This window comes from Sulfuritalea sp. (genome assembly GCF_017302275.1).
In the GTDB taxonomy this organism is placed as follows: domain Bacteria; phylum Pseudomonadota; class Gammaproteobacteria; order Burkholderiales; family Rhodocyclaceae; genus Sulfuritalea.
Map to the genome: position 1 here is coordinate 77,498 of NZ_JAFLDR010000003.1, position 23,055 is coordinate 100,552.

Annotated in this window: 23 protein-coding genes and 2 tRNA genes; 16 read left to right on the top strand and 9 right to left on the bottom strand. The window is 66.1% G+C overall.

Annotated elements, in window-relative coordinates; all coding sequences use genetic code 11:
• Positions 1 to 20: 20 nt before the first annotated feature.
• Positions 21 to 629: a response regulator gene (locus J0M27_RS02570; RefSeq protein ID WP_294987153.1), complete on the bottom strand. Its 609-nt coding sequence runs from the start codon at positions 627 to 629 to the stop codon at positions 21 to 23.
• 4 nt (positions 630 to 633) lie between these two features.
• Complete coding sequence (locus J0M27_RS02575; RefSeq protein WP_294987155.1) at positions 634 to 2,214, bottom strand: ATP-binding protein; 1,581 nt, start codon at positions 2,212 to 2,214, stop codon at positions 634 to 636.
• Positions 2,215 to 2,398: 184 nt separating this feature from the next.
• On the opposite strand from J0M27_RS02575, the gene J0M27_RS02580 reads away from it, so the two are divergent.
• From J0M27_RS02580 to J0M27_RS02600, 5 genes are all read left to right on the top strand, one after another.
• The gene (locus J0M27_RS02580; RefSeq protein ID WP_294987157.1) at positions 2,399 to 2,899 is read left to right on the top strand and encodes a universal stress protein; all 501 of its coding nucleotides are present in this window, start codon (positions 2,399 to 2,401) and stop codon (positions 2,897 to 2,899) included.
• 145 nt (positions 2,900 to 3,044) lie between these two features.
• Positions 3,045 to 5,276, top strand: a complete 2,232-nt coding sequence (locus J0M27_RS02585; RefSeq protein ID WP_294987158.1) for a trehalose-6-phosphate synthase — start codon at positions 3,045 to 3,047, stop codon at positions 5,274 to 5,276.
• Positions 5,273 to 6,025 (top strand): trehalose-phosphatase, encoded by a 753-nt coding sequence (gene otsB, locus J0M27_RS02590; protein ID WP_294987160.1) that lies wholly within the window; start codon positions 5,273 to 5,275, stop codon positions 6,023 to 6,025. Before J0M27_RS02585 ends, otsB begins: the two co-directional genes overlap by 4 nt.
• Positions 6,022 to 7,800, top strand: coding sequence for a glycoside hydrolase family 15 protein (locus tag J0M27_RS02595; protein WP_294987162.1), 1,779 nt, complete (start codon positions 6,022 to 6,024; stop codon positions 7,798 to 7,800). Before otsB ends, J0M27_RS02595 begins: the two co-directional genes overlap by 4 nt.
• Positions 7,801 to 7,861: 61 nt before the next feature.
• Entirely contained in the window at positions 7,862 to 9,808 is a 1,947-nt protein-coding gene (locus J0M27_RS02600; RefSeq protein WP_294987164.1) for a serine/threonine protein kinase, read from the top strand.
• An 82-nt stretch (positions 9,809 to 9,890) separates the two neighbouring features.
• On the opposite strand, the gene J0M27_RS02605 is transcribed toward J0M27_RS02600, so the two are convergent.
• Both J0M27_RS02605 and J0M27_RS02610 read right to left on the bottom strand, forming a co-directional pair.
• Positions 9,891 to 11,573, bottom strand: coding sequence for a cation acetate symporter (locus tag J0M27_RS02605; RefSeq protein WP_294987166.1), 1,683 nt, complete (start codon positions 11,571 to 11,573; stop codon positions 9,891 to 9,893).
• A complete protein-coding gene (locus tag J0M27_RS02610) occupies positions 11,570 to 11,884 on the bottom strand; it encodes a DUF485 domain-containing protein (RefSeq protein ID WP_294987168.1) in 315 nt (104 codons plus the stop codon). Before J0M27_RS02610 ends, J0M27_RS02605 begins: the two co-directional genes overlap by 4 nt.
• Before the next feature lie 192 nt (positions 11,885 to 12,076).
• Here J0M27_RS02610 and J0M27_RS02615 point away from each other — a divergent pair.
• The 11 genes from J0M27_RS02615 (at position 12,077) to J0M27_RS02665 (ending at position 19,386) form a co-directional block, all read left to right on the top strand.
• Positions 12,077 to 12,152 (top strand) — tRNA-Phe (locus tag J0M27_RS02615).
• Positions 12,153 to 12,229: 77 nt separating this feature from the next.
• The gene (locus tag J0M27_RS02620) at positions 12,230 to 13,003 is read left to right on the top strand and encodes a tRNA threonylcarbamoyladenosine dehydratase (RefSeq protein ID WP_294987170.1); all 774 of its coding nucleotides are present in this window, start codon (positions 12,230 to 12,232) and stop codon (positions 13,001 to 13,003) included.
• Positions 13,000 to 13,743 (top strand): pteridine reductase, encoded by a 744-nt coding sequence (locus J0M27_RS02625; RefSeq protein WP_294987171.1) that lies wholly within the window; start codon positions 13,000 to 13,002, stop codon positions 13,741 to 13,743. Before J0M27_RS02620 ends, J0M27_RS02625 begins: the two co-directional genes overlap by 4 nt.
• Positions 13,740 to 14,657, top strand: coding sequence for a tRNA 2-thiocytidine(32) synthetase TtcA (gene ttcA, locus J0M27_RS02630; RefSeq protein ID WP_294987172.1), 918 nt, complete (start codon positions 13,740 to 13,742; stop codon positions 14,655 to 14,657). Before J0M27_RS02625 ends, ttcA begins: the two co-directional genes overlap by 4 nt.
• Positions 14,657 to 15,454 carry a BPSS1780 family membrane protein gene (locus tag J0M27_RS02635; protein WP_294987174.1) on the top strand — a complete coding sequence of 266 codons (798 nt, stop codon included), beginning with the start codon at positions 14,657 to 14,659 and terminating at the stop codon, positions 15,452 to 15,454. The genes ttcA and J0M27_RS02635 overlap by 1 nt, the downstream gene beginning before the upstream one ends.
• Positions 15,447 to 16,127, top strand: a complete 681-nt coding sequence (nadD, locus tag J0M27_RS02640; RefSeq protein ID WP_294987176.1) for a nicotinate-nucleotide adenylyltransferase — start codon at positions 15,447 to 15,449, stop codon at positions 16,125 to 16,127. Before J0M27_RS02635 ends, nadD begins: the two co-directional genes overlap by 8 nt.
• Positions 16,117 to 16,485: a ribosome silencing factor gene (rsfS, locus tag J0M27_RS02645; protein ID WP_294987178.1), complete on the top strand. Its 369-nt coding sequence runs from the start codon at positions 16,117 to 16,119 to the stop codon at positions 16,483 to 16,485. Before nadD ends, rsfS begins: the two co-directional genes overlap by 11 nt.
• Positions 16,482 to 16,952: a 23S rRNA (pseudouridine(1915)-N(3))-methyltransferase RlmH gene (gene rlmH, locus J0M27_RS02650; RefSeq protein WP_294987180.1), complete on the top strand. Its 471-nt coding sequence runs from the start codon at positions 16,482 to 16,484 to the stop codon at positions 16,950 to 16,952. The genes rsfS and rlmH overlap by 4 nt, the downstream gene beginning before the upstream one ends.
• Positions 16,953 to 17,092: 140 nt before the next feature.
• Positions 17,093 to 17,704 (top strand): Maf family protein, encoded by a 612-nt coding sequence (locus J0M27_RS02655; protein WP_294987182.1) that lies wholly within the window; start codon positions 17,093 to 17,095, stop codon positions 17,702 to 17,704.
• Positions 17,705 to 17,822: 118 nt separating this feature from the next.
• A complete protein-coding gene (rng, locus tag J0M27_RS02660) occupies positions 17,823 to 19,292 on the top strand; it encodes a ribonuclease G (protein ID WP_294987301.1) in 1,470 nt (489 codons plus the stop codon).
• Positions 19,293 to 19,312: 20 nt separating this feature from the next.
• A tRNA-Gly gene (locus J0M27_RS02665) sits at positions 19,313 to 19,386 on the top strand.
• Between the two features lie 93 nt (positions 19,387 to 19,479).
• Here J0M27_RS02665 and J0M27_RS02670 read toward each other — a convergent pair.
• From J0M27_RS02670 to J0M27_RS02690, 5 genes are all read right to left on the bottom strand, one after another.
• Positions 19,480 to 20,721, bottom strand: a complete 1,242-nt coding sequence (locus J0M27_RS02670) for a hypothetical protein (RefSeq protein ID WP_294987184.1) — start codon at positions 20,719 to 20,721, stop codon at positions 19,480 to 19,482.
• A gap of 150 nt (positions 20,722 to 20,871) precedes the next feature.
• Complete coding sequence (gene mobA / locus J0M27_RS02675; RefSeq protein ID WP_294987186.1) at positions 20,872 to 21,453, bottom strand: molybdenum cofactor guanylyltransferase MobA; 582 nt, start codon at positions 21,451 to 21,453, stop codon at positions 20,872 to 20,874.
• Positions 21,450 to 22,157 (bottom strand): zf-TFIIB domain-containing protein, encoded by a 708-nt coding sequence (locus J0M27_RS02680; RefSeq protein WP_294987188.1) that lies wholly within the window; start codon positions 22,155 to 22,157, stop codon positions 21,450 to 21,452. The genes mobA and J0M27_RS02680 overlap by 4 nt, the downstream gene beginning before the upstream one ends.
• A gap of 3 nt (positions 22,158 to 22,160) precedes the next feature.
• The gene (locus J0M27_RS02685) at positions 22,161 to 22,547 is read right to left on the bottom strand and encodes a DsrE family protein (RefSeq protein ID WP_294987190.1); all 387 of its coding nucleotides are present in this window, start codon (positions 22,545 to 22,547) and stop codon (positions 22,161 to 22,163) included.
• The gene (locus tag J0M27_RS02690) at positions 22,544 to 22,975 is read right to left on the bottom strand and encodes a glycine cleavage system protein H (RefSeq protein WP_294987192.1); all 432 of its coding nucleotides are present in this window, start codon (positions 22,973 to 22,975) and stop codon (positions 22,544 to 22,546) included. Before J0M27_RS02690 ends, J0M27_RS02685 begins: the two co-directional genes overlap by 4 nt.
• Positions 22,976 to 23,055: the final 80 nt, after the last annotated feature.

Consider the following 23,055-nt stretch of genomic DNA (forward strand, 5'->3'; position numbering starts at 1 on the left):
GCTCAAGACTATGGCGACAATCAGGAGTCGTCGGCCACGCCCAGGCTGATCCGGACCAGTTGCGGAACGCTGGTCGCCCCGAGCTTGGCCATCATCCGGGCCTTGTGCACTTCAACGGTGCGCGCGCTGATGCCCAGCAGATCGGCGATTTCGCGATTGTGCCGGCCGGCGATGACGAGTTCCATGACTTCGCGCTCGCGCGGCGTCAGTTCGGTGAGCCGGCGCACGAAGCCGTCCTGCTGAAGCTGGCTGCGCAGCGTCGCCGACTGCTGGCCGTAGGCCTCGTTGATGGCCTGGATCAGGCGCGCTTCGTCGAGCGGCTTTTCCAGGAAATCGATCGCCGCCGAGCGGAACGCCTCTCTGGCGCTACCGATGTCGCCATGGCCGGTGATGATGACGACCGGGATGGCGCAGCCCCGTGTCTGCAGTTCGCGCTGCAAGCTCAGGCCGTCCATGCCTTTCATGCGTATGTCGATGATCAGGCAGCCCTGCCAGTCGGCGCGCCAGGCCGCCAGGAAACTCGCGGCGTCGGCGAACACCGCGCAACGGAAGCCGTGCAGGCCCAGCATGAGGCCCAGCGCATCCCTCACGGAGGCGTCGTCGTCGATGATGAATACCGTGTTTTCCATGGAGTCACCTGTTCGTCGATGCCACCGGCAGGACCAGCCGGAAGCAGCCACGGCCGCCGAGTTCGACGGACAGGCTGCCACCGTGCGCCTCCGCAATCGCCCGGCTGATGGCCAGGCCAAGGCCGAGGCCGGATGACTTGGTGGACATGAAGGGTTCGAAGATGTTGTCGCGCAATGTCGCCGGAACGCCGTGCCCGCTGTCGATGACTTCGATCGCCACCTGGCCGCCCGCATCGGCGCAGGCACCCAAGCGAACCCGCGCCTGCCCCGGCGCCAATTCGGCCACGGCTTCGAAGGCATTGCTCAGCAGATTGCGCAGCACCACTTCGAGTTGCAGCCGATCCGCATTCACCGCCAGTTCCGGCACCTCGTCCAGTATGAAATCGACCTTCTCGTCGTTGGCCCTGCCCCGAAAGCTTGCCGCCACCGCGTCCAGCAGTTCGGGCAGCAAAACACGCTCCAGTTGGGTCGCCCCGGTGCGGAAAAAGTCGCGCAGGCGGCGCACCACCTCGGCGGCTCGGCCGGCTTCGTCGATCATGCGCTGCACGACCTGGCCCAGTTGCGCCGGGTCAGCGCCCCGTTCCAGCAACTGCTTGGTCGCCGACCCGTAAGCGGCGAGGGCCGTCAGCGGCTGGTTGAGTTCGTGTGCCAGCGCGCCGGCCATCTCGCCGGCCGCGGCGAGACGCAGCGAATGCCGCAACTCTGCGGCGGCGCGGCGCTGTTCGTCGACGGCGACCCCGATCAGGAAGCCGACCAGGGCAAGCAAAAAGGCACGCATTTGCAATTCGAACAGCGAGAGCTGTTCGGATTGCTGCAACAAGCCGGCAAGCAGCAGCCCGAGTTGCAGCGTCGTGACGCAGAACACCGCCCCGGCCAGGCCCTGCCGCGATGCGGCCCAGACCACCGGCAGGAACAGGACGTAGAAATAACGGAAGTGGGCCTCGGCGCCGGGAACGAAGGCGATCCACAGGCAAAACACCGTCAGCCCGGAATAGAACAGGGTTTCCCAACGCAGCAGGATGGTCCGCAACAGCAGGCGGCGCGGCGCATCCTGCAGCCACCACAGCAGAGGGAATGTGACGAAGACGCCGACACCGTCGCCCACCCAGAAACGCATCATCGCGTCCCACCACTCGCCGCGTGAGAGCAAGCCCGCCAGCAGCAGGGTCGAGACGAAGCACAGGCTGTTCAGCAGCGAACCGAAGATCACGATGCTCGACCAGCGCAGCAATCCGACGCGGTCGGCAAAGAGGCCGGATTCCGGACAATGCCGCCGCAATCCCCAGGCCATCAGCGCGTACCCGGCGGTCAGGGTGACGCCCAGCCACAAGGTGATGCCCAGGTTGCCCGGGACATCGCGCACCAGGATGTCGCTGGCCACGATCGCGACGAACAGCGCGGCGATCGCCGGGCGCCCGCGACGCAGCAGAAACAACAGGCCGAGCGCGGACGCGGGGTTCCATGGCGTGACGTTCAGGTGCCGCAGCGGCAGGATGAAGCTTGCCCAGTCGAGCAACACGTAGAACACGACAAAGGCGCCCAGCCAGGCAGCAGATTTCGCAGTCTTGGGCAGGAGATCGGGCAAACGCGGTTCCTTTCTGGTGGCAGCGACATTGTCGCCGATTCGGCGCCGACCCATACCTCGTTGCCAGAGCCAGGCGAAGCAGGGCGTTGCCCTTCCCCGGACCGCGCAAGCCCTGACGTAAGGGATGCCCTTACGGGCTCGCCCGAATTTCCCTGGGGACGATTCGACTCTACGATGCGCGCTGATGAAAATCGCCATGGCAGTCACCCACTCGCACTTGCAGAACGCTGCGCATCCGCAAGCGATGCGGCGGCTTCTGATTCCGGTGAAGAACGCGAAAAGCGCTGCCGGCGCGGTGATGTACGCCATCCGGCGGCGCGCCGAGGCGCGCGACGTTGCGGTGTGCCTGCTGCACGTCGAGGAATCGCCGACGCAGTGGCAGGCATTGCTGGGTGGAACCGGCATCCATGGCGCACGACGCTCGCGGGCCGATGCGGTATTCGGCCCGGCGCGGCGGATGCTGGACGGGCTGGATATCGAATTCGCCGCCTATGTCAGGTCGGGACCGGTGGTGTTCACGATCCTCGATGCCGCGGAGGAACTCGAATGCGACGAGATCGTGGTTCCTGCGCCGAACTGGGGCCTGTCGCACCTGCTGTCGCGCCATGTGGTGACGGTGCTGACGGCACGGCAACGATCCGCGCGACTGGTGGCGGTAACGAACTCCGGAATCGTGGTGACCTGAACGGGTTGCCGCGGAGGACAAAGTCTCCAGAGGAGGAGAGGTTAGGGCGGAACCGGTGAAAACTGCTTCCGCCCGTTTTTTCCGGTGCCCCGAAAAGTCGGCGCTGGCGACACGGCAGGCAACCCCGAAAGGAACACGTCCCCGCATGAGCCTTTCCCTGCGCTTCGTCCTTCCCCTGCTGCTGGCGCTGGCGGGTATTGCCTATGCCATCGCGCCGCTGGTCGACCAGCTGACGCTGAAATGGTTTGTGCGCGACCTCGACATCCGCGCCACGCTGATCGCCAACACCGTCCAGGAGCCGCTGCTGGAACAATTGGCCGCAGGAAAGAAGGTCAAGGTTGACGCATTTTTCGCCCGCATCACGCAGGACGAGCGACTGTATGCAGTCGGCTACTGCGCTTCGGATCAGGCGGCGGCGTTGGCCAGTCGCGCTATGCCGTCTGAAATACGTTGTAACGATCTTGCGCGCTGGGAAGGGGCGGGCGACCACCTCTTGGCCAGAAGCCAGGGGCCCTTGCACGTTTCGGTAAAGCCGATGCCAAACGAGGTTGCACCCGCCGGAAAGCTGGTTTTGGTGCACGACATGAGCTTCGTCACGCGCCGCAGCGAGGAAACCAAGCGCTACGTGTTCTATTTCTTCATGGCCCTGGCGGCGGTCGTGTCGCTGATCACGGTGATCATCGCCCAGTTGTCATGGCGCGGCTGGATGGCCGGCATGCGCTCCCTGCTTCGCGGCGAAGGTCTGCTGCGCCAACCGGAAGCGGGGGCGCCACCCGGGCTGTCGGAATTCAGGCCGATTGCCCGCGACCTGCAACGCCTGGTGCGCGAACTGGAGGCGGAAACGCGCGCACGCGACGAAAGCCAGATCACCTGGACGCCGGAGGCGCTGCGCGCCATTCTTCACGGCGAACTGCGCGGCGAGGACGTCATCGTGGTGTCCAATCGCGAGCCCTACATCCACCAGCGGCGCGGCGAACGCATCGAGGTGCAGCGACCGGCCAGCGGCCTGGTCACGGCGCTGGAACCGATCATGCGCGCCTGCTCCGGCACCTGGATCGCCCATGGCAGCGGCTCGGCCGATCGCGAGGTGGTGGACCGGCATGACCGTGTCGCCGTGCCGCCGGACAAGCCCGCCTACCAGATCCGCCGCGTCTGGCTCACGGCCGAGGAGGAGGCCGGTTATTACTACGGGCTGGCCAATGAGGGCCTCTGGCCGCTGTGCCATATCGCCCATGTGCGGCCGACCTTCCGCTCGGGCGACTGGGCCCAGTATGTCGCGGTCAATCGCAAGTTCGCCAAGGCCGTGGCGAGCGAAGCGAAAACCAAGGCGCCCATCGTGCTGGTCCAGGATTACCACTTCGCGCTGCTGCCGAAGATGATCCGCGAGGTACTGCCCGATGCTACGATCATCACCTTCTGGCACATTCCGTGGCCCAATCCGGAATCCTTCTCCATCTGTCCGTGGGGCGAGGAGGTGCTGGCCGGACTGCTGGGCAGCAGCATTCTCGGCTTCCATACGCAGTTCCATTGCAACAACTTCGTCGACACCGTGGATCGCCTGCTCGAGGCCCGCGTCGATCGCGAATCCTTCACTGTTTCCCTCGGTGGCAAGCTGACCGCCGTCCGTCGCTATCCGATCTCGATCGCCTGGCCGCCGGAAGCGGAGCTGATGCAGAAGGATGTCGCAAGCTGTCGCGACGACATCCGCAAGGCGAACGGCCTGCCGGCGGGACACAAGCTCGGCATCGGCGTCGATCGCCTCGATTACACCAAGGGCATCGTCGAACGATTTCGCGCCATCGAGCGCCTGCTGGAAATGAATCCCGAATGGATCGGGCGCTTCAGCTTCATCCAGATCGCGGCACCGACGCGCTCGGGTATCGATGAGTATCAGCACCACGAGGCGCAAGTGCGGACCATGGCCGCGCAGATCAATGCCCGCTTCGGGCGCGAAGGCCCGCCGCCGATCGTGCTCAAGGTCGAGCACCACGATGCGAAGGAGGTGTATGAACATTTCCGTGCCGCCGACCTGTGTTTCGTCAGCAGCCTGCACGACGGCATGAACCTGGTCGCCAAGGAGTTCGTCGCCGCCCGCGACGATGAACGCGGAGTCCTGATCCTGTCCCAGTTCACCGGCGCCGCGCGCGAATTGCCTGAAGCCCTGATCGTTAGTCCCTACGATGCCGACCAGTGCGCGGCCGCGCTGCACCTCGCGCTTAACATGCCCGAGACCGAACAACGCGACCGCATGCGTCTGATGCGCGGACTGGTGGCCGAGTACAACGTCTTCCGCTGGGCCGGCCGCATGCTGCTCGATGCCGCCGCCATGCGCCGGCGCGGCCGGCTGATCGGCAAGGGCGGCGGCAGGTCCGTATGAGACAGGGAACCCTGCGCCGGCCGCCGGCCCCATGTATCGAGTGCGCCTTCTTTCTCGATGTCGATGGCACGCTGCTCGACATCGCCGACACGCCTTCTGCCGTGCGGGTAGACTTGGAACTGCTCGAGCTGATCGAAAGGCTGTCCCGAGTCAGCGGCGGTGCGCTGGCCCTGGTCAGCGGCCGTTCGATCTCCGACCTGGAAGAACTGCTGGGCGCACGGCGCATGCCGCTGGCCGGCCAGCATGGTCTGGAGCGGCGCGACGCCGCCGGCCGGCTGTGGATCCATGCCGCGCCGCCCGGCGCCAAATGCACCATCAAGGAGGCGCTGGCGCCGGTGCTGGCCAGGCATGCCGGCCTGCTGCTGGAAGACAAGGGGCTCACGCTCGCGCTGCATTACCGGCAGGCGCCCCACCTTGCCGCCTATGCGCATCGACTGATGGCGAGGCTGATGCAGGAAGCGGGAGGCGAACTGGAACTGCAGAAGGGCAAGCGCGTGATAGAAGTCAAACCGGCGGGCATCGACAAGGGCACGGCAGTGGCCGAGTATCTTGCGGAATCGCCTTTTCGCGGACGGCATCCGGTGTTCATCGGCGATGACCTGAATGACGAACACGGCTTTGCCGAGGTGAACCGGGTCGGCGGAATCTCAATCAAGGTCGGCCCCGGGGCGAGTTGCGCCAGCTATCGCCTGCCGCACGTCGCGGCAGTCCGCAACTGGCTGAATGACGCACTGAAGGGAGCAGGATGAACACTCTGGACCTGGCCTTGATTGGCAACTGCACGGTGGGCGCGCTGGTCGACGCACGGGCGAAGATCGTCTGGGGCTGCTTCCCGCGCTTCGACGGCGATCCCGTGTTCTGCTCCCTGCTGCGGAACAGCGATGACTACGGTTTTTCCGCAGTCGAGCTGGCGGATTGCGAGCGCACCGAGCAACACTACCTGGAAAACACGGCGATCCTGGTGACCCGCCTTTTTGATTGCCACGGCGGCGGCATCGAAATCACCGATTTCGCGCCGCGCTTCGGCCAGTACGGGCGCATGTTCCGGCCGATGATGCTGGTGCGCCGCATCCGTCGCCTCGGCGGCAGCCCGCGCCTGACGCTGCGTGTGCGGCCGGCCTGCAACGACGGCGCTGCACGCCCGGAAGTGACCTGGGGCAGCAACCACATCCGCTATGTGGCGCAGGGGTTGACCCTGCGGCTTACCACCGATGCCTCGCTGACCGCGATCCTGCAGGAAACCGCCTTCTTTCTCGAAGATACCGTGACCTTGCTGCTGGGCGCCGACGAATCGGTGCATGAGGCCGCCAACGAAGTCGGCCGCCGCTTCCTGGCGGAGACCACCGAATACTGGAGCGAGTGGGTACGCTTCCTCGGCATTCCCTTCGAGTGGCAGGAAGCCGTGATCCGCGCCGCGATCACGCTCAAGCTGAACGCCTACGACGACACCGGCGCCATCGTCGCCGCGATGACCACCTCGATTCCCGAAGCGGCGGGCAGCGAACGCAACTGGGACTATCGCTATTGCTGGGTGCGCGACGGCTATTTCGTGGTGAACGCCCTGAATCGGCTGGGCGCCACGCGCACCATGGAACGCTACCTCGGCTACATCGTCAATGTTGCCGCCAATGCCGGCGACGGCGTGCTGCAACCCGTGTACGGCATCGATGGCCGGGCGGCACTGGACGAAAGGGAAGTCCCGTCGCTGGCCGGCTATCGCGGCATGGGCCCGGTGCGCATCGGCAACCTGGCCTACCGCCAGGTGCAGCACGACGTCTATGGCTCCGTCATTCTCGCGGCAACCCACATCTTCTTCGACCAGCGTCTGGTACGGCGTGGTGACGAGGCCCTGTTCCATCGCCTCGAAGTCCTCGGCGAACAGGCCCGGCGCTGCTACGACCAGCCCGATGCCGGCCTCTGGGAGTTGCGCGGCAGCGCCCGGGTGCATACCTTTTCGTCGGTGATGTGCTGGGCGGCCTGCGACCGCCTGGGACGGATCGCCGCCCGCCTCGGCCTGGCCGAGCGCGCGGCGTACTGGTTCGGCCATGCCACGCAGATGCACGCGACGATCAGCAAGAAGGCATGGAACAGCAAGCGCGGCAGCTTTGTCTCGACCTTCGACGGCAAGGCCATGGATGCCAGCCTGCTGTTGCTGGCCGAGGTCGGTTTCCTCGATGCCGCCGATCCGCGCTTCGCCGCCACGGTTGCCGCCGTCGAAAAGGATCTGCGTCACGGCGATTACATTTTCCGCTATGTCGAGAAGGACGATTTCGGCGAACCGGAGAACGCCTTCCTCGTGTGCACCTTCTGGTATGTCAATGCGTTGGCCGCGCTGGAACGCCGCGACGAGGCGCGGGCGCTGTTCGAGAAGCTGCTGGCCTGCCGCAACCGCCACGGCCTGCTGGCCGAGCATATCGATCCGCGCAGCGGCGAACAATGGGGCAATTTCGTCCAGACCTACAGCATGGTCGGCCTGATCAATTCCGCCATCCGCCTTTCCATGCGCTGGGACCAGGCGTTTTGACCTTGGCGAAACACCACGGCGCCGCGGAGCCTCGGCGCGGACTGATCTACACTGCGGCACTGTGAGTATCCAGTTCGACCGCGCCCGCCTCGCCCTGCTGCTGTTGCTGCTGGCCCTGCTCGGCGTCGGCCTGTGGGCATATCGTGGTGTCGACTCGTCGCTTCGCGAGATCCGCGCCACCGGCCTGCAGACCCTGCTCAATACCCAGGTCGGCACCCTTGAGCAGTGGATCGCCGAACGTCGCCACGAAACCGAGCAGCTCGCCCGCAGTCCTGAGCTCGGTGCCATACTTTCGTCCCTGCTGCAGGGGCGCGGCGCCGACCCCGAACTGCTGGCCCGGAACGTACTGGACAAGTCGGCCACGATAGGCGTCAGCGGCGTGCTGGTAATCGATTCCAAGGGCGGGATACGCGCCGCCTCCGATCCCTCGCGCATCGGCCGCCGGGTGAGCGACGAGTTCCTGACCCACCTCGCCCGGGTGCTCGCCGGCGAGACATCCTTCGTCCGTCCGTCGCGAACCGGAACAGTGGACGGCAGCGCCGGCAGCATTCGTGTCTGGGTCGCGACGCCGGTGCGCGGCCGCGACGGGCGCATCCTCGGCGCCCTTGCGCTTGGCTCCCCCGCGGTGGCTGGAATGGGCGCCCTGTTCGAGGCCGCGCGTCCCGGCGAGACCGGCGAGGCGCTGGTATTCGACGACGAGGGCTGGCTGCTGGCGCCCAGCCGCCATGCCGCGGAGATGGCACAGCGCGGCCTCGAGGCGCGCATGGCGCCGCCGGGTGCCGAAGGCGGCCAGCTGACTCCGCTGGCCGCCGCCGCCGTGGCGGCGCGCACCGCGGGCGGCGAAGGCCTGCTGCTCGATCCCTATCCCGGCCACCTCGGGCGGGAGGTGATCGGCGCCTGGCGCTGGCTGCCTGAGCATGACATCGGCGTGGCAGTCGAGATTGAAGCCGGCGAGGCCTACGCGCCGCTGGCTTATCTCCAGATCGGCTTTGCCATCGTGCTGCTGCTACTGTTCGCCGTCTGGTTCTCCGGATTTCTGTCACCGGGAACGCTTGCCGCCCTGTTGCGGCGCGAGGGCCAGAAGCAGATGGGCCCCTACAAGCTGCTGCGGCAGATCGGTGAAGGCGCGATCAGCAACGTCTACCTGGCTCAGCATCGCATGCTGAAGCGCCCGGCGGCGGTCAAGGTGCTGAAGGCACAGAGCACCAAGGAAGAGTGGATCGCCCGCTTCCAGCGCGAAGTACAGCTTTCCAGCCTGCTGCACCACCCCAACACGATTTCCATCTACGACTACGGCACCGGCACCGGCGGCGAATTCTGGTATGCCATGGAGTACCTGGAAGGCCTGTCGCTGGCCGACCTGGTCGAGCGCTATGGCCCGGTGCCGCCCGCACGCACCGCCTACATCCTGCGCCAGGCATGCGCCTCGCTGTGGGAGGCGCATGCCTGCGGCCTGGTGCATCGCGACATCAAGCCACAGAACATCATGCTCTGCGACATGCGCGGCGAGCGCGACTTCGTCAAGGTGCTGGATTTCGGCCTGGTCAAGCAGATCGACGGCAAGCAGACGCGCGACCTTACCGGCGTCATGCGCATCCTCGGCACGCCGCTCTACATGTCGCCGGAACGCATTCGCAACCCGGCCGATGCCGATGTCCGCGCCGACATCTACGCGCTGGGCGCGGTCGGCTTCTTCCTGCTTACCGGCAAGCGCCTGTTCGAAACGGAAACCGAGCACGACCTGACCTACCACGTGCTGCACGAAGCACCCCGGCTGGCTTCGGAATGCTCGCCCTTCGCGGTCCCCGCCGAACTCGACGCGCTGATCGGCCGCTGCCTGGAAAAGGACCCGGCAGCCCGTCCGCAGGCCATTGCCGAGGTGGCCAGCGCGCTGGATGGCGTGCTGGTGCATCAGCCCTGGCGACGCGACCAGATCGAGGCCTGGTGGCGGCAGAACTGGGTCGGGGAAAGCGATCCGGGGCGGCGCTTCACGGCTCCCGTCGCCTGAAGCAAAGCGACAGCGACTTATCGAAGCCCGATAAAAAAGGCCAGCCCGAAGGCCGGCCTTTTGCCCTGCCGAAAACTGCTGCTTAGTGGCCGGATGCGCCCGAAGCGCCGACGCCGGTTTCCGAGCGGATCAGCTGGGCCGGGAACAGGGCGCGTTCCTTCTTCGCCTGCGCGCTGTTGTCCATCTTGGAGACCAGGTAGATCACCACGAAGGCGGCGGTCATCGAGAAGATGGCCGGCGACGCGTAGGGGAACATGGCGGAACCCTTGGCGTGACCCAGCGAGACTTCCCACACTGCCGGCGACATGATCGTCAGTGCCACGGAGGAGATCAGGCCAACCGTACCGCCCGCGACCGCACCCTTGGTGGTGCAATCCTTCCACAGCACGGACATGAACAGCACCGGGAAGTTGGCCGAGCAGGCCACGGCGAAGGCCAGCATCACCATGAAGGCAACGTTTTCCTTCTCGAACACGATGCCCAGCAGCACGGCGAAGATGCCGAGGCAGACCGTCGTGATCTTCGACACGCGCAGTTCGGTGGCCGAATCCACGTTGCCATGACGCCACACCGAGGCGTACAGGTCATGCGACACCGCCGATGCGCCGGACAGCGTCAGGCCCGCCACCACCGCCAGAATCGTGGCGAAGGCCACGGCGGAGATGAAGCCCATGAACAGGTCGCCGCCCACAGCCTTGGACAGATGCACGGCTGCCATGTTGCCGCCGCCGTTCAGGCCCTTGGCGATTTCGCCATTGACGAAGTAGTCGGCCGGGTTGGGGATCAGGTTGGTGATGGCGCCGAAGCCGATGATGAAGGTCAGGATGTAGAAATAGCCGATCCAGGTCGTGGCCCAGCCCACCGACTTGCGGGCTTCCTTGGCGCTCGGTACGGTGAAGAAGCGCATCAGGATGTGCGGCAGGCCGGCGGTGCCGAACATCAGCGCCATGCCGACGGAAATCGCCGAAACCGGATCGTTGATCAGCGCGCCCGGCCCCATGATGGCATCCTTTTTCGAATGCACTTCGACCGCCTTGCTGAACATCGCCTCGGGGCTGAAGCCGAACTGCAACATCACGGCGAAGGCCATGAAGGTGGCGCCGGTCAGCAGCATCACCGCCTTGATGATCTGCACCCAGGTCGTCGCGGTCATGCCGCCGAACAGCACGTAGACCATCATGATGCAGCCGACCAGGCAGACCGCGACGATGTAGTCGAGGCCGAACAGCAGCTTGATCAGCTGGCCGGCACCCACCATCTGGGCGATCAGGTAGAAGGCCACCACCACCAGCGAGCCGCAGGCGGCGAAGGTGCGGATCGGACCCGGGTCGAAGCGGTAACCCGCGACGTCGGCGAAGGTGAACTTGCCCAGGTTGCGCAGGCGCTCGGCCATCAGGAAGGTGATGACCGGCCAGCCGACCAGCCAGCCGATCGAGAAGATCAGGCCGTCGAAGCCGGAGCCGAACACCAGGCCCGAAATACCGAGGAAGGACGCCGCCGACATGTAGTCGCCGGCGATCGCCAGGCCGTTCTGGAAGCCGGTGATGCCGCCACCCGCGGTATAGAAGTCAGCGGCGGTCTTGGTCTTGCCGGCCGCCCACTTGGTGATCCACAGCGTGATGCCGACGAACATGGCGAACATCACGATGGCGGTCCAGTTGGTGGCCTGCTTTTGCGCCTGACCGAGGTCGGCGCCGGCGGCGAGAACAGCGCCCGCGGCCAGGAGGGCGGCAGCGCCGCCGAGGATGTGTTTGGCCTTGATCACTTGGAAGCCTCCCTTACGATTTCGTCCTTGGTCGCATCGAACTCGTTGTTGGCGCGGCGGACATAGATGGCGGTGATGACGATGGTGAAGACGAGGACGCCGACGCCGAGCGGAATCCCGATCGAGGTCACGGCACCCGCGCTGATCTTGGTCGCCAGGAACTGCTTGTTGAAGGCAACCAGCAGGATGTAGCCGAAATACACGACCATCATCATGATCGACAACACGATCGAGTAGTTGTTGCGCATTCTTACGAACTGCATGAACTTCGGATTCTTCTGAATCCTTTCAACGATGTCTTCTTCTTTCATATTGTCCTCCGGAGGATGGAAGGGATTGTTTAAGTGACAAATGATGCATTTGCAACGCACAATTCTAGGAACCGGCTCTTACACGCGCCTTACTCTGCCTGTCAGCCAGTCGTCAGCAAGGCAGTGGTCGTCCATCCCCAGGCAAGGTCTTTGACGTTCCCGCCCCGAGGCCCTATAATTCGCGGCCTTTCCGGCCAGGTAGCTCAGTTGGTAGAGCAACGGACTGAAAATCCGTGTGTCGGCAGTTCGATTCTGCCCCTGGCCACCAAGATCAGAGCGGGGGTTCTTCGGAACCCCCGCGTTTGTTTGCAGATCCGGTTGCCAATCGTCGATTGGATGCCCCGAGTGACCTCCTCCCACGACCATGAACGCCGCTTCGGCGGCATCGAACGGCTGTATGGTGCCGGCGCCCTGGCGCGCGCCACGGCAGCGCATGTCACGGTGGTCGGCGTCGGCGGCGTCGGGTCGTGGGCGGCGGAGGCGCTGGCGCGCTCGGGCATCGGCCGCCTGACGCTTATCGACCTCGACCACATCGCCGAATCCAACGTGAATCGGCAGATCCACGCCCTGGAATCGACCTTCGGCGCGGCCAAGGTCGACACGATGAAGGAGCGAATCGCGGCGATCAATCCGGCCTGCGTGGTCGCCACCGTGGAAGAGTTCATCGACGAGCCCAATGTGGCAGCGCTGATCCCGCCCTGCGACGCGGTGATTGACGCCATCGACCAGGTGCGTGCCAAGGCCGCGCTGATCGCGCATTGCCGCCGTGCCGGGATCCGCATCGTGACCACCGGCGGCGCCGGCGGCCGCACCGATCCGACGCGGATCGAAGTGATCGACCTGGCGCGTACGACGCAGGATGCGCTGGCTTCGAAGGTGCGCGCACGCTTGCGCAAGGAGTTCGGCTACCCGCGCGACCCGAAACAGAAGTTCGGCGTCGACTGCGTGTTTTCGCCGGAGCAGGTTCGCCGTCCGACGGCGCAGGCTTGCGCCATCGAGGATGACTTCGACGCCGCCGCCGGGCTCGCCTGCGCGGGCTACGGCTCATCGGTGGCGGTCACCGCGAGTTTCGGTTTCGCCGCGGCGGCGCGAGTGCTCGCCGGTATACTCGCGCCATGACACCTGCCCCCGTCGTCCTCGTCACCGGCGCCGCCCGTCGCGTCGGCGCGGAGATCGCGCGCGCACTGCACGAAGCGGGCGCCCGCGTGGCGATCCACTACCGCGCCTCGGCAGCCGAAGCAAACGAACTGGCGGCGCGGCTGAATGGCTCACGTGCCGACTCGGCCCTGACCTTCGCCGCCGACCTGCTCGACACCGCCGCCCTGCCGCCGCTGGTGGACTCCGTCGTACAGCGTTTCGGCCGGCTTGACGCGCTGGTGAACAACGCCTCCTCGTTCTTCGCCACGAAAGTCGGCGCTGTCGACACGGCGGCATGGGACGACCTGATCGGCTCCAACCTCAAGGCGCCGCTGTTCCTCTCGCAAGCGGCTGCGCCGCATCTTGAACGGAGCGCCGGCTGCATCGTGAACATCACCGACATCCATGCCGAGCGTCCGCTCAAGGGCTATCCGCTGTACTGCGCGGCGAAGGCCGGCCTGCTCGGGCTGAGCCGGGCCCTGGCGCTGGAACTGGGGCCGCGGGTGCGGGTCAACGCCGTGGCGCCGGGGCCGATCGAATGGCCACAAAACGATCATGACTTTCCGCCCGCCACGCGCGCCGCTATCATTGAACACACCTTGTTGAAACGCGTCGGCTCGCCGGCCGACATCGCGCGCACCGTGAAATTCCTCGTCTTCGATGCTCCTTACATCACCGGCCAGGTGATCAATGTCGACGGCGGAAGGACGGCGCGATTGTGAACGCCCTCTTGAATCCTGCACCGACCGCCAGGCAAGCCCAAAGGGCAGCCTTCGAGAGCAACAAACTCGCAAAACGCCTGCGCCGTGAAGTGGGACAGGCGATCGCCGACTTCAACATGATCGAGACCGGCGACAAGGTCATGGTCTGCCTTTCGGGTGGCAAGGATTCCTTCGCCCTGCTCGACATCCTGCTGTTCCTGCGTGAGCACGCGCCGATCGGCTTCGACATCGTCGCGGTCAATCTCGACCAGAAGCAGCCCGGCTTCCCCGCCGAGGTGCTGCCGGACTACCTGCGCAGCATAGCCGTGCCCTTCCACATCGAGAACGAGGACACCTATTCCATCGTCAAGCGCGTGATCCCTGCGGGCAAGACCACCTGCTCGCTCTGCTCGCGCTTGCGGCGCGGCGTGCTGTACCGCGTCGCCTGCGAACTGGGGGCGACCAAGATCGCGCTCGGCCACCATCGCGACGACATCCTGCAAACGCTGTTCCTCAACATGTTCTTCGGCGGCAAGCTGAAGTCGATGCCGCCCAAGCTGGTCTCGGACGACGGCCGCAACATCGTGATCCGCCCGCTGGCCTATTGCCGCGAAAGCGACCTCGAAACCTGGGCCGAACAACGCGCCTTTCCGATCATTCCCTGCAACCTTTGCGGCTCGCAGCCCAACCTGCAACGGCAGCAGGTCAAGCAGATGCTGCGCGACTGGGAGAAGCGTTTCCCGGGCCGCATCGAGACCATGTTCCGCAGCCTCGCCAACGTCGTGCCTTCGCATCTGCTCGACGCGCGCCTGTTCGATTTCGCCGGGCTGGTGGCCACCGGCACGCCCGATCCGGAAGGCGACCTGGCTTTCGACCCGCAAGCCCTGCCGCCCGTCGCGCCGCAGGTCATCGACTTCATGGCGCACGACGACTGATGGACGCCCGCCGCCTGCCCGCCCGTCACGGCATCCTCTGGCTGCTTGCCGGATTTGCCCTGTTCCGCCGCCATCCGCCGCTGATGACCGCGCTCACCTTCGGCTACCTGCTGACGGTACTGGTGGTCAACCTGGTGCCGACCATCGGTCCCTTCATCCTGCCGCTGCTGCTGCCCACGCTGACCGTGATGCTGGCCAACGGTTGCCGCGCCATCGAACGCCGGCAATCCCTCGATGCCGACACCCTGGGCGTCGGCATCGGCGCCCAGCGCCTGGGCCTGCTTCGCCTCGGCATCCTGCACCTGGTCGGCTCCAGCCTGCTGGTACTGATCAGCGGCATCGCGCTGGGTGAACCGATCAACCTCAAGGACGGCATGGACGCCGACGAGGCGGCGGCGTTCATGGCCGACATGGGCGTGATCGTGGTGCTCGCCTCGCCCTTGCTGATGGCCTTCTGGTTCGCGCCGCTGCTGACGGCATGGGATGGGGTCAGCGCCGGCAAGTCGTTGTTCTTCAGCTTCGTCGCCAGTTGGCGCAACTGGCGTTGCTTCGCCATGTACGGCCTGGCACTGGCGCTGGTCGGCGCGGCGCTGCCGGGCCTGATCCTGATCGTCGCCGGCACGCTCTCGCAATCACTGCTCAGCATCCTCTCGGTCGCGCTGCGCATGCTGCTGATCTTCATCCTGGCGCCGACCATGGTAGCCAGCGTCTACCTGTCCTACCGCGACGTGTTCGCGACGCCCGACCCCGTGTCCGAATCCATCCCGGAAGCGGAGCCCGCCCAACCCGATGAGTGAGGCCGCCGGCGCGCTGGGGATACTCGGCGGCACCTTCGATCCGCTGCACATCGGGCATCTGCGGCTGGCGATCGAAGCGCGCGAAGCTTTGGGCCTCGCCGAAGTATGCCTGGTCCCGGCCGGCAACCCGGCGCTGCGCGACGCACCGTGCGGCACGCCAAAGGATCGACTGGCCATGGTCGAGCGCGCCCTGGCCTCGCTGCCCGGCTGCAGCGTGGGCCCGGCCGAAGTGCTGAACTCGACGGCAAACCCGGCGCCAAGCTACACCGTCCATACGCTGCAACGCTTTCGCGCGCTGCACGGACCACAGCGCGCCTTGGTGCTGCTGCTGGGCGCCGACGCCTTCGCCCGGCTCGAAGCCTGGCACCGCTGGCACGAACTGTTCGACCTGGCGCATGTCGCCGTGGCGACGCGACCGGGCCACGACATAAGAGTCGGCGCCGGTGATACGGCGCTCGACGCCGAATTCCTCAGCCGGAAAGGCACCGCCGCCGATCTCGCCGGCGTGCCGGCCGGACGCATCGTTCCCTTCGCGATCACGGCGCTGGAGATTTCCGCGACGGCGATTCGCGAGCGGCTGGCCCGCGGTCTCTCGGTGCGCCATCTGGTCCCCGATCCCGTTCTAGACTATATTGAATCCCATCAGCTCTACCGGACTCCGCATGGACATTAGAAAACTGCAGAAAATCGCCGTCGCCGCGCTCGAGGACATCAAGGCCAAGGACATCGAGGTGATCAACACCTCGAAGATCTCGGCGATGTTCGACCGCGTCATCATCGCCACCGGCGATTCCAACCGCCAGGTCAAGTCCCTGGCGAAGAACGTCCATGACAAGGTAAAGGAAGCCGGCGGCCAGGTGATCGGCATCGAGGGCGAGGAGGCCGGCGAATGGGTGCTGGTCGATCTCGGCGACATCGTGGTCCATGTCATGCAACCCGCGGTACGCACCTACTACAACCTCGAAGAATTGTGGAAGGTCGTCCCCAAGCGAACGCGCAAGAAGGCCGCCGCCGACACCGAAGGCGAATGAAGCTGATCGTCGCGGCAGTGTCGGCCAGGCCGCCGGACTGGGTCGCCGCCGGCTGGACCGAATACGCGAGGCGCATGCCGCGCGAACTGCCGCTGGAACTCATCGAGATCAAGCCCGAGCCGCGCAGTTCGGGCAAGACCGCGCAGGCCATGATGGCGCTCGAAGCGACGCGCATCGATGCCCGGTTGCCGGCCCGCTGCCGTCGCATCGCACTCGACGAAAGCGGCGAGGCGCCGACCACGCGGCAACTGGCCGAGCGTCTGGCAAAATGGATGGTTGACGGCGCGGACGTCGCCTTCATCATCGGCGGCCCCGATGGACTCGATCCGCGCATCAAGGACAACGCCGACGAAACCATGCGCCTTTCCAGCCTGACCCTGCCCCACGCCCTGGTCCGGGTGATCCTCGCCGAAGCCCTGTATCGGGCCGTCAGCGTGACAAAGAGCCACCCCTACCATCGGGACTGAAGCTATGCTCGGAAGCCCCGTTTTAGTCAAAAGGAATGATCCGGTGCGAGACACCCCTCGGCGTGATACGACGCAAGGACGAATTGGTCGCCCCCGTCCCGGGGCGGGGCTATCCTGATGCCTATCGCTAACGTCCTCGCATGATCGATCCGCGCATCTACCTTGCATCGAGAAGCCCGCGCCGCCGCGAATTGCTGGCGCAGATCGGCGTCCGCTTCGACCTGTTGCTGTTTCGCAGCGGATCGCGCGAGGACGATGAGGTCAGCGAAGCCTGGCTGCCCGGCGAAACGCCGGAAGCCTATGTCCAGCGCGTGGCGCGGGCCAAGGCCCAATTCGGCGCCGACCTGCTGGCGCGGCGGCCGCTGGTGTCGCATCCCGTACTTGCCGCCGACACCACCCTGGACCTCGACGGCGAGATCATCGGCAAGCCGCGCCACGAGGATGATGCGATGGCCATACTTGACCGCCTCTCCGGACGCAGCCACCGCGTGCTGACCGCGATCGCCATGGCCAGGGACGGACGCATCGAGCACCGCCTTTCGATCAGCGACGTGCGCTTCCGCACGGTCAGTGCCGGCGAGATCCGGCGCTACGTGCAAAGCGGCGAACCGATGGACAAGGCCGGCGCCTATGGCATCCAGGGCCGCGCCGCCACCTTCATCGAGGAAATCCGCGGCTCGCACTCGGGCATCGTCGGCCTGCCGCTGTGCGAAACCGCGCTGCTGCTGCGCGATTTCGGCTATCCGCTGTGAGACCCCCGCGCAGGGCCGCCCCAAGCCGGGGTCAGCGTTCAACCCGGAGGCTGCAGCGCGGCCGAACCATTGTCACCCCCTCCCCGGGGGAGGGGGATGGGGGGAGGTTTTCTTCATGCTGACCGAGCAGTTCCTGATCAACTTCACGCCGCAGGAAACCCGCGTCGCCCTGCTGCAACAGGGCGTGGTGCAGGAACTGCACATCGAGCGCACCAACGGTCGCGGCATCGTCGGCAACGTCTACCTGGGCCGCGTGGTGCGCGTGCTGCCCGGTATGCAGTCCGCCTTCATCGAAATCGGCCTGGAACGCACCGCCTTCCTCCATGTCGCCGACATCTGGAGCGAACGCGTCACCGGCAACGGTTACAACAGCCATGAAACCCGGCCCATCGAACGCATCCTGGCCGAGGGGCAGTCGATCATGGTGCAGGTGCAGAAGGACCCGATCGGCACCAAAGGCGCGCGCCTGACCACCCAGGTATCCATTGCCGGTCGCCTGCTGGTGCATTTGCCGCAGGATACCCACATCGGCATTTCGCAGCGCATCGGCGAGGAAGCCGAGCGCGAGAAGCTGCGCGCGCGGATCCAGGCCCTGCTGCCGCCCGACCAGCCCGGCGGCTACATACTGCGTACCGTCGCCGCCGAAGCCGGAGATGACGAACTGGCGGCCGACATCGCCTACCTGCGCCGCATCTGGAGCGAAATCAAGAGCCGCAGCGTTGGCGCCCTGCCGCCCATGATGCTGCATCACGACCTGACCCTCGCCCAGCGCGTGCTGCGCGACCTGGTGAATAGCGAAACCGCAAGCGTGGTGATCGACTCGCGCGAGAATTTCCAGAAGCTGCAAGCCTTCGCCAACGAGTACGTGCCGCAGGTCGCCGATCGCCTGGTGCATTACACCGGCGAGCGACCGCTGTTCGACCTGCATGGTGTGGAAGAGGAAATCCAGAAGGCGCTGGCGCGGCGCGTCGACCTGAAATCCGGCGGCTACCTGATCTTCGACCAGACCGAGGCCATGACCACGATCGACGTCAATACCGGCGGCTACGTCGGCTCGCGCAATTTCGACGACACCATCTTCAAGACCAACCTCGAGGCGGCGCAGACCATCGCCCGCCAGTTGCGCCTGCGCAACCTCGGCGGCATCATCATCGCCGACTTCATCGACATGGAAGACGAACAGCACAAGGAGGCGGTGCTGGCGGAATTCAACAAGGCGCTGGCCAGGGACCACACGCGCATCACCGTCTCCGGCTTCACCCAGCTCGGTCTGGTCGAGATGACGCGCAAGCGCACCCGCGAAAGCCTCGCCCACATATTGTGCGAACCCTGTCCGACCTGCGGCGGCCGCGGCGAGGTGAAGACGGCGCAAACGGTCTGCTATGAAATCCTGCGCGAACTGTTGCGCGAGGCGCGCCAGTTCACGGCGCGCGAAATGCGCGTGCTCGCCGCGCCGAACGTGATCGACCTGTTCCACGAAGAAGAGTCGCAGGCATTGGCCATGCTCTCGGAGTTCATCGGCCTGCCGATTTCCCTGCACGCCGAGAGCGGCTACACCCAGGAGCAGTTCGACATCGTTTTGATGTAAGGCTAAAATCCGCTTCCGACGCGGGTGTCGTATAACGGCATTACCTCAGCTTCCCAAGCTGATGAAGAGGGTTCGACTCCCTTCACCCGCTCCAGTCCGCAGGATACCGTCCGCCCTCCGGGTCGGACGAAATGAAGAAGGCCGGCGCATGCGCCGGCCTTCTGCTTTCCGCCAACCGGCCGCGGAATTACTGCTGGGTGGTTTCCGCCTTCACGGCGATCCACTTGCCGGAGCGCAGCTCAAGCGAGTATTGCTCCAGCGATTCGAAGCGATAGGCCTTGCCGGACTGCTTGCCCTGCTCGACCACCACCGACCTCAGGCTGATGCGGTCGCAAGCATCGCCGCCGGCAAGGTCGGTCAGCCGGGCGTCGGTCCATACGCGGCGCTGCTTGTAGTCCTTGAGGCCCTTCATGGCGGCGATGGTGCTCTGCGCCAGTTCTTCGCGGCCAAGGTCGACGCTGGCCAGCTTGCCGCCCTTTTCCTTGATGTTGGCGCGCACCGCGACATCCGCCGCGAACATGGCGATGATGGCCTGCGCGTCGCCCTTGGCAATGGCGCCGTCGAGCGCGGCCAGCCAGGTCTTGGCAATATCGGTCGGCGCGCACTGTTTGCCGGCAGCGGCGGCGGCAGGCGACTTGCGCTTCTGTTCGAGCTGCTTCTGGCTCTCCTGGTCGGCGGTCTGCGAATAGCGGTCGAGTTCGGCGTCGAATTCCCCGGGGACGTAGAAGTTTGGCACCTTGTCCAGCAGCACCGGCAGCAGGATGGTTAGCAGCGCGCGCTCGCGAACCTTGGCCGGGGCGCGCACGAAACCGACTTTGCCGGGATCGATGTCGAGCGTGTTGTCGCCGACCTTCATCGTGGTGCCGCCGCGATTGACCTTGTCGTAGGTTCCCTCGGGATTGTTGGTTTCCTTCGCCAGTTCCGGCGACAGCACATAGGGCTCGTGGTCGGTGCCGCGAATGCCGATGGTGGCGGACGCGGTCACGACGTTGTGACCGCTGCGGTTGGTCCGGGAGATCCAGCCGCTGATGACGCGCAGCGAACCGGTCACGAGGCGGATGGTGAGGCTGTCGGTCGGCTTGTCCTCGGCGGCGAATCGCTCGGCGACGAACTCGGTGCCGGGGCGCACCGCGACCACGCCCGCATCCTCGGTGCGCAGCACGGCTTCGGCCTGGGCGGCGGCACGCACGCGCTCGCCGACATAAACCGGGTCGCCCTCGCGCAGCTTGCGCTGAGCGCTGCCGCGCGTCGCGCTGACGTCGCCACGCAGGCGCCAGACCACGGCAAAGCGGGTCGCGCCCGGGGCTGCCGCCTCGGCAGTCGGCGCCGGTGCCGCGTGAGCCGGCAAGGCCGCGCTCATCACGAAGAAGCAAAGGCCGAGGCTGCCGGCAAGGGCGCCGAGGCCGGCCCGATTGAACATCCATTTCATGGCGAACTCCTCATGTTTCCAAAAACCGATTGACCGCCCAACATTGAAGCACAGACGATCCTGCCCGTCATGCGGTTTTTTCACGGATCGCGACATTTTTGAGACGCCAGCGTTCTACATGAATCTTCGTCCCGCGCCATCGCGACGGGCTCAGGACTGCCGACCGGCGCCCAGGTCTTCCAGGGTATTGACGTTGGCGAAGGCCTCCGCCTCGTCGTCGAAATCCACCTCGACCACCTTCAGCGACGCGTGCCAGAGGCCGACCCGGCGCTCGCCGCTGGCGAGAAAGGCGTCGAGTCCGGGTCGCAGATCGCTGCGCAGCAGGCAGAAGGCGCGGTGCACACGTCCGTCCGCGCGAGCCACGGCGAGGTCGGCCGCCTTCGCTTCCAATGCCGCGCGCAGGCGTGCCACCAGGTCGGCGGGCAGGAAGGGCGAGTCGCAGGGCGCGCTGACCAGCAGCGGGGTCCCGGCATGCGCCAGCGCGGCCTGCAGACCGGCCAGCGGGCCGGCGTAACCGGGGATCGTGTCACCCAGCACGGGGCAGCCGAAACCGGCATAGCGTTCGCGATTGCGGTTGGCGCTGATCAGCACGCTATCCACCTGTGGCGCCAGGCGAACCAGCACGCGTTGCACCAGCGGCTGGCCGTTGAGCTCCTGCAGGCCCTTGTCGACGCCGCCCATGCGACGGCCGGCGCCGCCGGCCAGTATGACGCCGGTGATCGGCGCGCTCACCGGCGCACCAGGTCCCACACCATCGCCACGCCGTCCAGCAGCAGGTCGCCGATGTCGGCATTGAGCCCGCTGCCGCGCTCGCGCTGCTGGCGGCTGCGCTCGCGCTCGGCGTCGAGGATCGTCTCGGCCAGCAAGGCCGGGGCCGGCGGCGTGGCCTGCTTCGCCGCGGCCTCCCGGTAGCCCGACAGCGCCTGTTCCACCGCCTGCGGATCGAGGATCGCGATCGGCGCGCGGCAATGGGTGCAGGCGCTGTCCTTGCGGATATCCACCGGCGCGCCGCAACCGGTGCAGCGCACCGTGCCGATGCGGACCTTGATCTCGTCGATCTCGGCGCCGGTCAACTGGCGCACGAAGCCCTTCTCGATCATGAACTGGGCAAAGGTGATGAAGCGGCCGTGCTGGCCGCAACGCTGGTAGTTGAATACTCCGCTCCTGACCCGATCCTGGGAATGGATCAGGCGTTCGCCGCAACGCGGACAGTGCAGGGGATTGGCCAGCGAAACGCGCTGGTCGTCGCGATGTTCGTGGATCAGGCGGAACAGGTCGACCACGCCGGCCGGCGCCAGTTGCAGGCTTTCGTAGTCGTCGAACCAGATGCCCTGGCAGGAAAAGCACAGGTCGAGTTCGACATCGCCATTGAGCTTGCGCGGGAAGCGCTGCGCCTGCATCGGCGCGCGGCAGGAGGGGCAGGCAGGGGCGGCCATGGCTCAGAACACCAGCGTCGCCCACTCGGGGTCGAGCGCGCGATCGACGAACGCGCTGGCGGCGATGGTGCCGGCATACTCGGAAATCAGCGCCTCGCCAGGGCCGACCAGCGCGCCCATGGCCATGGCGCAGGCACGCAGCTCGACGCCGAGGTTGGTGGCCTGGCGCAGCATCTGGTAGATCGAGGTTTCGACCCCCGGCCACGGCCGCATCCCATCGGCAACGCCGGCCACCAGCAGGCGCACCGCCGGGCCGGCGAAATGGATTTCCACCCTGCAATCGAAGGCCGCCGCCGCTGCCGCGTGCACGAAGGGCGTGGCGCATAGATCGGGGCGCTCCGGCGTCGCCGACCAGAGCAGGATGGCGAGCTTGTCGCGGCGGACGCTCACAGGAATTCCGCCGCCGGTTCGGCGCGCCGCACATGGGCGCGGTAGCGCTCGGCGTCCACCAGGCGGTCGCACTCGGCATCCCAGTGCGTCGGCCGCGCGCGCACCATCCAGCCGGCATGGTAGGGATCGCGATTGAGGATGGCCGGATTCTCCTCGGCCTCCTCGTTGGCCGCGACCAGCACGAAGGAAATCGGTCCGCGCACGGCGAGCACGGTCTTGGCGCATTCGACCGTGCCCAGGCCGCGCCCCCGCGCCACGTCGGCACCCTTCGGCTTGGCGGTGAAGCCGATGATTTCGCCGGCGCGAAAAATGCCGTAGGCCGTAGCGCCGATCAGCGCCTCGCCGCCATCCCGCTTCACCCACATGTCGTGCTCCAGGTCGTAGAGCAGGCCATCGGGAATCGCGCCGCGAAAGGGCACAGGATTCATCGGGTCGGGCACATGGCGCCGGGGGCCGCGCCATCCGGCTTGCCGTCGTGCGGCATCCCGGCACAGCCAGAGAGCATGGC

What these genes read in the sequence shown, in the direction of transcription:
- J0M27_RS02570 (WP_294987153.1), bottom strand. Translation starts at nt 629, where the DNA reads ATGGAAAACACGGTATTCATCATCGACGACGACGCCTCCGTGAGGGAT.
- J0M27_RS02580 (WP_294987157.1), top strand. Translation starts at nt 2,399, where the DNA reads ATGAAAATCGCCATGGCAGTCACCCACTCGCACTTGCAGAACGCTGCG.
- J0M27_RS02585 (WP_294987158.1), top strand. Translation starts at nt 3,045, where the DNA reads ATGAGCCTTTCCCTGCGCTTCGTCCTTCCCCTGCTGCTGGCGCTGGCG.
- otsB (WP_294987160.1), top strand. Translation starts at nt 5,273, where the DNA reads ATGAGACAGGGAACCCTGCGCCGGCCGCCGGCCCCATGTATCGAGTGC.
- J0M27_RS02595 (WP_294987162.1), top strand. Translation starts at nt 6,022, where the DNA reads ATGAACACTCTGGACCTGGCCTTGATTGGCAACTGCACGGTGGGCGCG.
- J0M27_RS02610 (WP_294987168.1), bottom strand. Translation starts at nt 11,884, where the DNA reads ATGAAAGAAGAAGACATCGTTGAAAGGATTCAGAAGAATCCGAAGTTC.
- J0M27_RS02625 (WP_294987171.1), top strand. Translation starts at nt 13,000, where the DNA reads ATGACACCTGCCCCCGTCGTCCTCGTCACCGGCGCCGCCCGTCGCGTC.
- J0M27_RS02635 (WP_294987174.1), top strand. Translation starts at nt 14,657, where the DNA reads ATGGACGCCCGCCGCCTGCCCGCCCGTCACGGCATCCTCTGGCTGCTT.
- nadD (WP_294987176.1), top strand. Translation starts at nt 15,447, where the DNA reads ATGAGTGAGGCCGCCGGCGCGCTGGGGATACTCGGCGGCACCTTCGAT.
- rsfS (WP_294987178.1), top strand. Translation starts at nt 16,117, where the DNA reads ATGGACATTAGAAAACTGCAGAAAATCGCCGTCGCCGCGCTCGAGGAC.
- rlmH (WP_294987180.1), top strand. Translation starts at nt 16,482, where the DNA reads ATGAAGCTGATCGTCGCGGCAGTGTCGGCCAGGCCGCCGGACTGGGTC.
- J0M27_RS02655 (WP_294987182.1), top strand. Translation starts at nt 17,093, where the DNA reads ATGATCGATCCGCGCATCTACCTTGCATCGAGAAGCCCGCGCCGCCGC.
- J0M27_RS02670 (WP_294987184.1), bottom strand. Translation starts at nt 20,721, where the DNA reads ATGAAATGGATGTTCAATCGGGCCGGCCTCGGCGCCCTTGCCGGCAGC.
- J0M27_RS02680 (WP_294987188.1), bottom strand. Translation starts at nt 22,157, where the DNA reads ATGGCCGCCCCTGCCTGCCCCTCCTGCCGCGCGCCGATGCAGGCGCAG.
- J0M27_RS02690 (WP_294987192.1), bottom strand. Translation starts at nt 22,975, where the DNA reads ATGAATCCTGTGCCCTTTCGCGGCGCGATTCCCGATGGCCTGCTCTAC.